Annotated in this window: 11 protein-coding genes; 4 read left to right on the top strand and 7 right to left on the bottom strand. The window is 67.6% G+C overall.

Annotated elements, in window-relative coordinates; genetic code table 11:
* Positions 1-2: 2 nt before the first annotated feature.
* From Poly30_RS24060 to Poly30_RS24040, 5 genes are read right to left on the bottom strand one after another with little or no spacing between them, the layout of a single operon-like run.
* Entirely contained in the window at positions 3-881 is an 879-nt protein-coding gene (locus tag Poly30_RS24060) for a phosphotransferase (RefSeq protein ID WP_419190595.1), read from the bottom strand.
* The gene (locus Poly30_RS24055; RefSeq protein ID WP_145203587.1) at positions 878-1,705 is read right to left on the bottom strand and encodes a 3'(2'),5'-bisphosphate nucleotidase CysQ; all 828 of its coding nucleotides are present in this window, start codon (positions 1,703-1,705) and stop codon (positions 878-880) included. The genes Poly30_RS24060 and Poly30_RS24055 overlap by 4 nt, the downstream gene beginning before the upstream one ends.
* A 13-nt stretch (positions 1,706-1,718) precedes the next feature.
* Positions 1,719-2,264 carry a rhodanese-like domain-containing protein gene (locus Poly30_RS28870; RefSeq protein ID WP_419190594.1) on the bottom strand — a complete coding sequence of 182 codons (546 nt, stop codon included), beginning with the start codon at positions 2,262-2,264 and terminating at the stop codon, positions 1,719-1,721.
* Positions 2,265-2,269: 5 nt separating this feature from the next.
* Positions 2,270-3,490: an FIST signal transduction protein gene (locus Poly30_RS24045; RefSeq protein WP_419190593.1), complete on the bottom strand. Its 1,221-nt coding sequence runs from the start codon at positions 3,488-3,490 to the stop codon at positions 2,270-2,272.
* Between the two features lie 32 nt (positions 3,491-3,522).
* Positions 3,523-3,804 (bottom strand): hypothetical protein, encoded by a 282-nt coding sequence (locus Poly30_RS24040; protein WP_145203581.1) that lies wholly within the window; start codon positions 3,802-3,804, stop codon positions 3,523-3,525.
* A 50-nt stretch (positions 3,805-3,854) separates the two neighbouring features.
* On the opposite strand from Poly30_RS24040, the gene Poly30_RS24035 reads away from it, so the two are divergent.
* Both Poly30_RS24035 and Poly30_RS24030 read left to right on the top strand, forming a co-directional pair.
* Complete coding sequence (locus Poly30_RS24035) at positions 3,855-4,784, top strand: branched-chain amino acid transaminase (RefSeq protein WP_145203578.1); 930 nt, start codon at positions 3,855-3,857, stop codon at positions 4,782-4,784.
* A gap of 70 nt (positions 4,785-4,854) precedes the next feature.
* Complete coding sequence (locus tag Poly30_RS24030) at positions 4,855-7,428, top strand: DUF7133 domain-containing protein (protein ID WP_145203575.1); 2,574 nt, start codon at positions 4,855-4,857, stop codon at positions 7,426-7,428.
* Positions 7,429-7,545: 117 nt separating this feature from the next.
* On the opposite strand, the gene Poly30_RS24025 is transcribed toward Poly30_RS24030, so the two are convergent.
* Together Poly30_RS24025 and Poly30_RS24020 are read right to left on the bottom strand one after the other, a co-directional pair.
* Positions 7,546-9,873, bottom strand: coding sequence for a 3-keto-alpha-glucoside-1,2-lyase-like domain-containing protein (locus Poly30_RS24025; protein ID WP_145203572.1), 2,328 nt, complete (start codon positions 9,871-9,873; stop codon positions 7,546-7,548).
* A 57-nt stretch (positions 9,874-9,930) separates the two neighbouring features.
* A complete protein-coding gene (locus Poly30_RS24020; protein ID WP_419190592.1) occupies positions 9,931-10,575 on the bottom strand; it encodes a cyanophycinase in 645 nt (214 codons plus the stop codon).
* Positions 10,576-10,853: 278 nt separating this feature from the next.
* Between Poly30_RS24020 and Poly30_RS24015 the strand changes: the two genes are divergently transcribed.
* Both Poly30_RS24015 and Poly30_RS24010 read left to right on the top strand, forming a co-directional pair.
* Positions 10,854-11,720, top strand: a complete 867-nt coding sequence (locus tag Poly30_RS24015) for an HDOD domain-containing protein (protein WP_419190591.1) — start codon at positions 10,854-10,856, stop codon at positions 11,718-11,720.
* A gap of 4 nt (positions 11,721-11,724) precedes the next feature.
* On the top strand, positions 11,725-12,339 hold the full coding sequence (locus Poly30_RS24010) for a response regulator (protein ID WP_145203563.1): 615 nt from the start codon (positions 11,725-11,727) through the stop codon (positions 12,337-12,339).
* The last annotated feature ends 8 nt before the right edge of the window (positions 12,340-12,347 follow it).

The raw sequence follows: 12,347 nt of genomic DNA, 5'->3' as shown, positions 1-12,347 counted from the left end.
GCTCAGGATCGCTCGAGCCGCGCTGCGATGACGGACCGGCCCGAGCGTTCGAACTCTGCGTCCTCGTGCTCCACGGCCCAGACCACTCGCGCCAGCGCCGCGTGGAGTTCCAGACGATCCAGCAGTGCATGGTTCACTGCGTGCCCGTAGCCCTTCAGGAACGCGGACCAGAGCGCTTCGCGTCCCGCCGGGATCGAGGAGCGGGCTCGCTCGACGTCGACGAGCGCCCAGTCCGCGCGCGCGTGCTCGAAGTCGATCACGTGGAACGAGTCTCCTGACGCGATCCAGTTGCGGGCGGTGAAGTCGCGGTGGCAGGGGACGCGCCGCGGAACCTGCGCGCCCGCGGGCCACGGGGCGGAGACGCGGGCGTGAATCTCCGCGATCAGGCCCGGCTCGACCCTGCCGGAGGCGCGTGAGCTCCAGGTCTCCGAGCGCTTCGTCAGCGCTTCAGGAATGGCCAGAGGATCGCTGTCCTCGAAGGGGAGAGCATGCAGTCGCCGCAGCCAGCGTCCGGCACGTTCGTGGTGAGCGCATTCTTCTTCCGCCGTGAGTCCTGCGGAGAGAAGCGGCTCGCCCGGAACCGCTTCCAGCAAGAGCGCGCGCGGCTCCTGTCCGCGCGCAGCGAGCAGCGCCGGGCACTCGCCGACGGCTGGCGCCCAGCGCTCCAAGGCTTCGCGCTCCTGGGCGAACTTGCCAGGCTGGCGATGACACTTGAGGAAGACGCGGCCACCGCTTTGGAGACTCGCCTCCCAGACCTCCGACTCGGCGTGATCCCAGGAGGCGTCGCGCCAGCGGCTCACCGGCCCCGCCGTTTCTTCGACGAAGGCAACGAGCTGGGGCCCGGGCTCGGCGCTCCCGGCTCCGGCTCCGGCTCCCGTCACTTCACCAGGCGATCTTCGAGCGCGCCTGATGCCTTCAGCGCGGCGAGGACCTGCTCTTTCACCGCGGGCCGACACACGACCAGTTCGTGGTTCTTCGGATCGCGACGATTGTAGGTGTGCTCGGTGCCGTCGAGGCGGCAAACGTGCCAGCCTGCGCTGCGCGCGATCGTCTCGGGGGCGCAGGTGTCCCACTCCTTGAGCCCGATCTTGTGCACGTACATATCCGCGTCGCCCGCCAGCAGCATCGCGACCTTGTTGCCCGCGGAGCCCGCCGGTGCCAGCTCACCGTCCATGGCGCTGGCGAAGCGGTCCACCCATTCGGGCGTGTGGCTCCGGCTGACGGCGATGCGCGGCTTCGCGGGCGAAGCGCTCGTCCCCGTCACGATCCTGTGCTCACCGGTGCATACGACGCCGCTGTGGTGCGCGCCGTCCTGACAAACGCCGTAGTAGATCTTGCCCTGGGAGGGCAGCGCCACCGCACCGAGGGCGCAGCGGCCGTCGACGGCGAGGGCCACGTGGACGCCCCAGTCGTCGCGCAGCTGCGCGTATTCCTTGGTGCCATCGAGCGGGTCGACGATCCAGACGCGGGACTTGTCGAGCCGCTCGGGCGTGTCGGTCGTCTCCTCCGAGAGGATGCCGTCGTCGGGGTAGCGACCGGTCAGGAAACCGTGCAGGTAGCCGTCACAGGCCTGATCGCAGACGTCGCCGAGCATCTTGCCTTCCCAGCGATCTTCGGCCCGGAGGGCGAGGCCGCGCTCGCCCGCGACGCGAGCGGCTTCGATGGCGAAGGCGAGGTCTCTCTCGATGGTGGTGGAGTCCAGCATGCGTGGGGTGGTCCTAGGAAGGCCTGCCCGTGGGACCCGGCCAGGCGCTGAAGCCGCCGACCAGGTTGTGGAGCGTTTCGTAGCCTTGCTTGGCGAGGTGGTCGCACACCGCGGCCGAGCGGCCACCGGCCGCGCAATAGATGAGCACGGGGCGGCCGTCGTTCGGGATCTCGGCCGCGCGGTCCGGAATCTCGTCCATGGGGATCAGGAGAGCGCCGTCGACGATGCCTCCGGCGGTTTCCTGGGGCGTGCGCACGTCGATGACGCATGCTTTGCCCGAGGCTTCCATCACGATTCGATGCGCTTCGTCGCCGTGCACATCCTTCCAGAGCTGTCCGTCGTTGATCATTTCAGAGGTCAAGGTTTGGCCCGCCGCCAGCCTGGCGAGCAGACGCTGAAGGGTATCGATCCGTTGTTCCAGTTCTTCTCTCACGCCATTCGCCGAGCGGGTGGCGTCGCGCGCCGCGTCCTCGGCGGCGCGCAGGGCCGCCGTGGCGCGCATGTAGGCGACGAAGGCCACGAGGAGAACGGCAGCGGTGGAGGCGTATTGCGCGAACATGCGGTTCAGCTGGGGTCTGACGGGGCGTCCGAGCTTTCCGATGGCATCGTGATGCCAGCCGACCGGGGGACGAAGAAGGCGGAGCTGGCGGTGAAGCCGTGGAGGAACGGCTCGCCGCCGATGGGGCCGATCTCGCCGCCGGCGGAGAACCCTGCCATCGGGAAGCCGGGTCCGAAGAGGGCCTCGATACGGTTCGCGTCGTGATCGGGGCCGACGAACATGCTGCGTCCGCGGCCTCCGCAGGTGAAGAGGAGCCCGCCGACCGCTTCGCCGAAGGACTCCAGACCCGCGAGTTCGAGCGTGGACTGCAGCTCCGCCGTGGCGGAGGTGGCGTCGCGGACCATGAGCTGTAGCGTGGACCCGGCGCGCAGCTCGTCGTCCGCGATGGCGACGGCGTGCCGCTTGGGGTCGAGGCCGAGGATGCTGCGGACGAGCAGGTCGCTGGAGCGGAACTTCTTCTTCGCGGCGTCGATCGCGCGGCCGATGAAGGCGCCGCGCTGGAAGAGCTGGCGGTCCTCGTCGGGAAGGGATTCGAGGGTCTCGAAGAGGACCTTGGCGGCGGCCTCTCCGCGGAACTCGAGGATCACGTTGCCGTCGACCTTCGTGGCGACCAGCGGCGGGCCGATCGGGCGGCAGCCCTGGCTCACGGCGTTCACCATCCGCGTCTCGCCTTCGAGGATGACCGCCACGGCGCCCGAGTTCACGGGGTCTGCGCCCGCGAAGAGGAGGTTCTGACCGGGCGCGATTCCGCCGCTCGCGAGGCCGCCCGCGAGCGGAACGTCGGGGTACTGGCGGTGGAATTCCTTGAGCCACGCGGTGGACGGGAAGCTGAAGGGATCCGCGAGGAGCACGACGCTGGCCTGGGACTCGTCGCGGAGTTCGAAATGGCCCACGCCGCGGCCGCCCGCAGAGGTGGGCGCGAGGTGGGCAACGCGGATTTCGGTGTTCGGAAGCGTCGCGGCGAGGACCGAGATCCCGGCGGAGTTCTCGGCCTCCTTGCCCGTGCCCGCGGTCCAGGCGCCGGTGCAGCCCGCGAGCGCGCGGGTGCCCGTGGCCTCCACGAGTTCGCCGGCGGCGCGGGCGAGGTCGGCGCCGTAGTGGTGGGTCGCGAAGGCGAAGAGGATGTCGGGGGCTTCGCCGCCGAGCTGGGCATCGATGTCGTCCGCCACCTCGCCGACCGCCGCGTCCAGGTTGGACTCGGTGGAGAGCGCTGCGGCGCAACGCATGGTGAGGGCTGGGGAGGGCATTTGAGGGGGAGTTAGACGAGTTTCTCGATGTCGCCGAGGGAGCGCCACTGGCTCACGAGGCTCGCCGCGAAAGTATGGTCGCGCTCCTTGACGGCGACCCCGTAGGTCGCGGTCTGGCGGATCCACTGATCGCGCTCTTCCTCCGATCCCTGGTCGGCGGACCAGAGATCGACGTCGTGCATCACGACCTCGAAGCCGTTGGATTCGTCGAAGCGACCGATGACTGCGCTGCCGTCCTTGCACTCGATCACGAGGTTCATCCCGTGGGGTGCGTTCATGATGTTCTGGGGCATGGGCGGAATTGTACGGCCCAGGTCGGTCGCGGGGCTATCCTGTCGGCCGCATGCAGCCCTCAGACTTCATCTGGATGGACGGGAAGCTCGTCCCCTTTGCGGACGCGACCGTCCATGTGCTCTCCCACAGCCTTCACTACGGCAACGCCGTATTCGAAGGCATCCGGGCCTATTCGACGCCGGAGGGGCCCGCGATCCTCCAGCTCCAGGCCCACGTCAAGCGGCTCTTCCGCTCGAGCCGGGTGCTCGATATGAAGATCCCGTTCTCGGAGTCGGAGATCGAGGCGGCGATTCTGGAGACGGTGCGACGCAACGGGCACGAGAGCTGCTACGTGCGGCCGCTGGTTTTTCGCGGGTTCGGGCCGCTCGGGGTGCTGCCGAAGGGAAATCCGATCCAGATCAGCGTCGCGACGTGGGAGTGGAATTCTCTCCATGCGGAGGGAGGCCTCGATACGGGGGTGGACGTCGGATTCAGTTCGTGGCGCCGGATGGCTGCAGGAACGCATCCGGCGATGGCGAAGGCGTCGGGTAACTACCTGAACTCGCAGCTCGTGGTGCAGGAGGCGGTGCGGCACGGCTACGCCGAGGGTCTGGTGCTCGACGTCGACGGGTACCTGTCGGAGGGTAGCGGGGAGAACGTGTTCTTGGTGCAGGATGGCGTGGTGCTGACGCCGCCGATTGGCAACTCGATCCTCGCTGGCATCACGCGCGGGATGGTGATGGAGCTGTGCGAGGAACTCGGGATCGAAGTGCGACAGGCGCGAATCCCGCGAGAGGCCGTGTTCTTCTCCCAGGAGATGTTCATGACCGGGACGGCGGCGGAGATCACGCCGGTTCGCACCGTGGACGGGAAACCCCTTGAAGAAGCGGCGCCGGGGCCGATCACGAAGCGCTTGCAGACCGAGTTCTTCGCCCGGGTGAAGGGGACCGTTCCGGATCGCGGCGGCTGGTTGACGCACGTGCGTCAGGCGAGCGTTTGATCTCCTCGCCGATCGGGCGGTCTCATATCCGCTCGGTCGATGGAAGCCGACTTGGCGTTACGATGGGGGCATGCGAATCACGGTTTCGGTTGCTCCTGGCTCGGTCCTCTTCTTTGCGTTCCTGACCTCGATCGCTGCGCCCGCGGCGGCTCAGAACGGAGATCGAAAGGGCGAAGTGCAGGGTGATCTCCCTGCCGACCTCGTCATTCCGCCGGCGCCCGTTCTTTCGCCCGAGGAAGAGCGCGCGACGATTTCGGTTCCGCCGGGCTTCGTCGTGGATCTCGTGGCGGCCGAGCCGCTCGTCGTGGATCCCGTGCAGATCGTGTTCGATGAGCTCGGCCGTCTCTGGGTCGTCGAGATGACGGGCTACATGCCCGATATCGACGGGAATGGTGAGCATGCTCCGATCGGCAACATCGCGATCCTGACGGATGACGACGGCGACGGAACGATGGATTCGCGGACGAACTTCGCGACGGAACTCGTGCTGCCGCGCGGCGTCGTGCCGCTGCATGGCGGCGCGCTCTGCGTGCTACCGCCGGATCTCGTCTTCCTCCGGGATGACGACGGGGACGGTGAGTTCGACACGCGCGAGGTGGTGGCGACCGGGCTCACCCAGGGGCTCGCGAACCCGGAGCACGCGATCAACACGCCGATCCTCGGGCTCGACAACTGGATCCATTTTTCCAACTGGGATCGGCGCGTGCGCAGGACGTTCGACGACGAGGGCAACCCGCGCTGGGAGATCCAGAGGACGCGCGGTGGCGGGCAGTGGGGCCTTTCGATGGACGACGTGGGGCGCATCATGCGCAACACGAATCCCAACCCGCTGTACTGCGATATCGTTCCGTCGCACTACGCCGTGCGGAACTCGCACCAGAGTCGGTTCCACGGTGCGTTCGCGGGTGTCGATGCGAAGAACGCGACGTTCCCTTCGCGCATCAACCCGGGCGTGAACCGCGGCTATCAGCCCGCGACGTTGCGCGACGATTTCACGCTGGCGGCGTTCACGGCGGCGTGCAGCCCGACGGTACTGCGCGGGCAAGGGCTCGGCGAGGCGGCGGACGGAGACATCTTCGTGTGTGAGCCGACGGGCAACCTGGTGAAGCGCTATGACCTGGCCCAGGCGGAGGGGAGCGCGAAGCTCGTGGCCACGAGCGTGCATAAGCAGGTCGATTTCTTGACGTCGACCCACGAGCGCTTCCGTCCGGTGGCGGGTACGACGGGGCCTGACGGAACGCTGTACCTGGCGGACATGTATCGAGGTCTGATCCAGCACCGGATCTTCCTGACGAGCTTCCTGCGCAAGCAGATCATCGAGCGGGACCTGGCGGGGCCGATGGGGCTCGGCCGGATCTGGCGGGTGCGTCGCAGCGATGCGGCCGTCGGGGCGCCGGAGGTCGACCTGCTCGGGGCGCCGCTGGTGGACCTCGCGGGCTTCTTGACTTCGGACAATTCCTGGCTGCGGGACAACGCCCAGCGCCTGCTGGTCGAGAGCGTCGACGGGGAGGCGTCGGTGCTGGAGGCGCTGCGCGAGATCGCGGGCGGCCAGGACGCGATCGGGGCGGTGCACGCGCTCTGGACGCTCGACGGCGTGGGCTACATGACGCCCGAGGTACTGGCGGGTGCGCTGCGATCCACGGATAGTCGGGTGCGCTGTGTGGCGGCGGAGATCGCGGGCTCGTGGCTGGGGCTGGAAGGCAACGATCTACTGACGCAGGTCGCCGGGATGGTGACGTCGGACCGTGACCCGCGGGCGCGGCTCTACTCGATCCTGGCGATCGGTGAGTCGGACGCGGAGGTCGCGCAGGACGCGCTCGCGGACAGGATGACGACGGATGCGTCGTCTTCGCTGGAGCGGTCGGCGGTGATCTCGGGCCTGGAGTACCGGGAGGCGGCTTTCCTGGCGGCACTCGCGGAGCGCGAGGACTGGCTGGAGGAACGGCCGGGACGCAAGGCGCTGCTCAAGGAGCTGGCGGAATGCGTGGGGCGTGAAGGCGTGTACGAGAACGTCGGGATGGCGGTCGATCTGGCGCTGACGCATCCGGCGAAGTGGTGGAGCGATGCGTTGCTGGAAGGCCTCTATGCGACGAGGCAAAAGGGCCCGAAGGGCGAGCGGCTTCCCCTGCCGCTGCGCGCGATGCCGGTGGCCCTTTCCACGGCCTCGCCCGTCCCAGACGCATCTTCGCCGATTTTTGCTGCGGTGGACGAGGGCTGCACCTGGCCCGGAAAGCCGGGCGCGGTGGAGATCGAGATCCCGCGGGACCTCACCGAGCCCGAGAAGGCTCTCTTCGATCGGGGCGCCGAGGTCTTCACGGAGGCCTGCGCCACCTGTCACCAGAGCCACGGCGGGGGAGAGGAGGGAAAGGCGCCGACCCTGCGAGGTACCCGTTTCGTGGTGGGCCCCGAGCCCCGTCTGATCCGAATCTTGATGCACGGCCTGGAGGGCCCGGTGGAAATCGACGGTCAGACCTGGAACCAGGAGATGCCCCGCTACGAGGGCGAGGACGAGGACCTCGCCGCGGTCCTCACCTTCATCCGACGCTCGTGGGGAAACGGCGCCGACCCCATCACGCCCGCGATGGTCGAGGTCCAAAGAAAAGAAACGGCGGGCCGCACCCAGCCCATGTCCGCCAACGACTGACCCCGGCGCGTATCCGACACAAACGGACCAGGTGCAAACGTACCGCTACAAGGGAACCAGGTTCCCTTGTAGCGGTACGTTTGCACCTGGTCCGTTTGTGTCGGATACGCGCCGGGGTCAGGGGGTCTTTTGGCAGCGTTCCCAGCGGGTCGTTTCCAGGGGGGCGGACGGGGAAGTGATTTGCAGGGACTTGGTGGGGATCTTTGATTCCTCCAGGATCGTCGAGCCGTTGAGCTGGATGACGGTTCGGGAGGCGTTTCGGATGGCCGTTAGCTCGTTGTGGCCGCCGGCGTGCCAGAACTTCGAGGACTTCAGGGGGAATGGCGGGGACTGGGTGCCGTCCTCGTGGTGGAGGACCGCCTCGGCGTTGTCGCCCAGGATGCTCGTGCGGATGGCCGGGGAGGAATCGAAGGCCGCGGTCTCATTCGACGGGGTCGGGATCGGGGTCCACTCGTGCTGGCCACTTCGGATCACACGGGGGTTCTTCCAGCGCATCTGGATGTCGTCGTCGCCGCCGTGGATCTGGAAGCCGAACTGGCCAGTGAGATCCTCTGCGTCCAGCAGGTCGGCGGCGGGGACTCCGTTGATCCACGTTCGGAGGTGGGGGCCGTCCGCCACGATCGTGTAGTGGTTCCAGCCCGCCTCGTCGAAGGCCTCTCGGGCTGGCTCATTGTCCGAGAGATCATCGAGCCAGCCGCGGCGGCCCTCGTAGTAGATCCCGGCCGACCAGCTCCGCGGGCTCGGGTCGATCTCGGCCTGGTAGCCAGCCACGCGGCCATCCTCCATCACATAGCTGCGGAACTGGATCCCCGAATTGCCCTCTTGCTCCATGAGCAGGTCGACGTCCAGCGTGAAGTCACCGAAGGAGTCGTTCGACATCAGGAAACTCTGGCGACGGTTCGGGCCCGCGGATCCGATCAGTGTATCGCCCTCGACGGCATAGATCGCGTCACCATGACTCGTCCAGCCGTCCAGGGAGCCGGGCGCAGGAAGCAGGGACTCGCCGTCCTCGTTCTTGCTCGCAGGCACTGGCACTGCGTCTCCGTCAAGGCGCCGCACGCGCATGCCTCGGATCCATACCTCGTCCCCGTGGTCCTGGAGAAGGAGCCTTCCAGGCGCGGGCTGGCCGAAGCCTTCGACCTTGGCAAACTTGCTGTCCGCGACGGCCGCCTTCCACTCCTCGGAGGTGACGTCTGCGGCGGCGATCAGCTTTCCATCGAGGTAGTGCTCGATCCTCGGCCCGCGCACCACGATCCGGGCCGTCCGGTACTCACCCCAGGGAGTGAACGGCGCCTCCGCCGCGTCGACCACGTCGTAGATCGCACCCATCCGATGCTCGGCTTTTTTCTCGTCGTCCGCAGGATCCCGGAGCTGAAACTCGATGCCGATCGGTTGCTTTGCCTCTGCGGGAATCCGGTACTTCAGCCCCGAGTTGCCCGCGACCGTCGTCTTCCAGTCGAACGTCAGCTCGAAGTCCCCGAAGAGTTCGTTCGTCACGATGTCACCTGCGTTCGCCTCGCGCACGATCGTCTCGCCGTTGAAGTTCCAACCCGCCGGTGTCGCGCTTCCGCTGAAGCTGCGCCAGGCCGCGCGGTCCATCAACGAGATCCAGCCGTCTGCTTTCTCGGCGTCCGTCAGCGGCGCAGGGGCCGTGCGCACGTCGCGCACGGTGCCGGTGGCGGCCCACTCCGTTCCGCGGGTCAGCAGGCCCCGGAACTGAGTGTCCCTGTGCGACGCCTGCTGCGGCGCCGAGTTCGACCACACGTGGCCCAGCGGCGTGTGGAAGATCCGGCCGTCGCCATAGCTCTTCACCAGCACCATCGGCTCCGCGCTCCCGGTACCGCCCGTGTCGGGATCCGACATCGCCGTCGCCAGTACGCGCCGATCGACGCCATGCACGTTCACCAACCGGTGATACAGCTCGTCCGGGTGCATGACGATATCGGGGAGCGAATGGGTGACCGGATGATCGCGGTCCGTCATCTCGATGTTGAACGGATGGAAACGACCGTGCCCCGTGCCCTCCCGCCAGAGGTCGCCGACGAGCTTTTCGTACTCGATCCAGCCCGGCCCGTGGTTGTCCGCAGCGTGTACGACGACGACGCCGAGGCCGTGGCGCACCGCATCGAGGAACGTTGTCTCTGCCGCTTCCCCCCAGCGCTTGCCGTTGTAGTCGAGGACCACCGCTGCGTAGCCCGCGAGACGGTCCGCATCCGCCAGATCCTTCGCAGGCTCGTACGTCACCACGACGTCGAAGAGGTCTGCCTCCTCCAGGATCTGGACCAGCGATGGAGTCGTCCATCGCCAGTCGTGGTTGTTCTCGCCCGAGACGACCAGGACCGGAATCCCAGTTGCCTCCTGAACGACGGCTGCGGGGGAGGGGAGAGCCGCGGAGGTGGTCGCGATCCACGCGAAGCACCCTGTCGAGTAGATGGTTCTGAGCATGCTGCCGCCATCTTAGCCGTCGCGCGCGCTCCTGACCGAGGCGCTCCTTCCCGGGAGCTATCGCTCTCGTCCTGCGTCGCGCATCGGGCTCAAGATCGACGTCCTGATGCCGCTGCCGCTTCGGAGCGCGCCCGCGTCCTCGCTGCCTCCTTCGACCGTCGCTTGCCTGGCATCGAACACGACGACGACCCCGGATCCCATGACCGTGACCGCGCCTTCCTCGAAGAAGAGGGCCGTGGATTCGGACACGCCATACCCGACCGCTCGACCCGCGTCGAGCACCGCCGTCAGGAGCCGCCCCTCGCGTTTTCTCTCCCGGAAGTGCTGGTCGATGATCGTATGGGAAAGCAGACCGAGGCCCGCGCGCCCTCTCATTCCGCCCACCACGTACGCTTCTGGCTCCGGGTCTCCTGCGATACAGACGCTGCCGAGGACCGCGGCGCCAGCGCTCGTGCCGCCGATCAGTGCCCCGCGTGCATGAGCCGCCAGAAGGTCGTCGACCAGGCCGAGTCGCTCCAGTTCGTCGAGCAGCCGGTCCTGGTCCCCGCCGCCCATCCAGATCACGTCGGCCTCGGCGAGAAGCTTCGCCGCAGCCGCCTCCTCATCCGGCGCAACCACAGAAGACGATGCGCCCTCTTCCAGCCACATCGCCGACGAAGGCTCTCCGCGGTTCTCCGCTCTCGACGCCCAGGCGAGTACCACCACGGAAACGTTTTCCGAACCCCGGGCTCGCACCCGTGCGAGCGCCTCCCGAATGGCCGGGCGCGGAGTGGAGCCGCCGCCTATGGCCAGCACGATCCCCTCCGCTGAAGGCTGGCCTTCCGGGCACGCCCCCAAGGACGTGTCCCAAAACGCGTAGGCGATTGCCAGGAAGACTCCCAGGGCCAGGGAATGGAAAGTTGCTCTATTGGGATTCATGGTACTCGGATGCGGGTTTTCGCTGCGGGAAGCTGACCAGGGTGGCCGATCAGCACTGGAGTATGAACCTCCTCGAGGAAATTCGCCTCCCTGTGGGGCTGGACGAGGCCTGGACGGCCGCGCTCACGGCTGAGCTGGAAGAGGCCACGGCGGCCCTCCCGAACCTGAGCCCTGCCGCCCTCGAGCTCGCGGAACTCGCCGTCAGCGGAGAGTACGACGCGGAGATCGTGGGCGCCGTTCTCGAGAGGGACGAGAAGCTGCGTACTCAGGTTCTGCGCCTGGCCAACTCGGCCTTGTACGCCGGTGAGAGCTACATCGAGAACACCGCGGCCGCGTCCCAGCGAATCGGCATGCGCGCCCTCTGGGAGATCGCGGTCATCGACGTGGCTCGTGTAAAGGTTTTCGGCCCTGCACTGGGCCAGGTCCTCGGTGGCAGCCAGATGTGGAGCATCGCTCGCCTCGCGGGCGCGATCTCCCTGCGACTTTCGTCGCTGAAGCTCGGCAAGAACCGCGCATCCATCCTCGCGGGCCTCATTCTCTGCGTCGGGCCACCGCTCGCGCATCAGCTCATCCGCCGCGTCGAGGAACGCTCCGGTAGCACGCTGCCCTCGCGCATTCGACGTGAGGTTTCCAACAGGATCGCGCCGACGCTCAGCGTCATCCTCATTCGTGCCTGGAAGCTCTCCGACGCCATCGAGAGCGCCGCCTCCTCGATGGCGGACGGGATGGGGGAGCCGCCCGCCGACCGTGAAGCCCAGGTCGCGGTATTCTCGGTCTCCCTCGCCCGCTACGTCACGGCGCGCGGGACGGCCAACCTCTCGATGCCGCTACGTTGGCCGACGGCGGTCTCGCTGGGCGTGACGCAGATGGAGATGAACGAGATCGTGTCCGCGGCCGCCAGCGTCGACGAGAACCCACTGACTCTCTGATCCGATGTCCCCCCTCGATCAACGCCCGAGTCCCGACTCCTACCGCAGGCTCGAAGCCGCCGTGGACGAAGTGCTGGGTGCGATCCGTGTCCTCTTCGTCGACGACAACACTCTGGCCTGCCGCATCGGCTGCCGGGTGCTCACGGAACTCGGCGCGCAAGTCCAGTGCGCGACGAGCGGAGCCGAGGCCCTCGCGCTCGCGGAGGCTTCGGAGTTCGACATCATCATGCTCGACTGCGCCATGCCCGGCATGTCCGGTTTCGACGTGGCCCAGGAACTCCGCCGCCCGGGAGCGCGTACGGCGAACACGCCGATCGTCGCGGTGACCGAAACCGACGCCGAGGGCATTCGTCAGCAGGCTCGACAGTTCGGCATGGCCCAGGTGCTGTGCAAACCGTTGAGCCGGGATGAACTCAACGACCAAATTCTCAGCAGGAGAGCCCAGCGCATGGAAGTTCAGCGCCTGGAAGTTCTGCGCTCAGAAGTCCCGCGCGCAGAAGTTCGGCGCGCGGAGACTGGGCGCGCGGAGACTGGGCGCGCGGAGACTGGGCGCGCGGAGACTGGGCGCGAAGAAGTACGTCGCCCGGCGCCCATGCCCAAGGCATTGACGCCGGGTTGATACCCCGA

The sequence above is a fragment of the Saltatorellus ferox genome (assembly GCA_007751475.1).
Lineage (GTDB): Bacteria > Planctomycetota > UBA1135 > UBA1135.
This window is presented reverse-complemented; position numbering and strand designations above follow the sequence as displayed.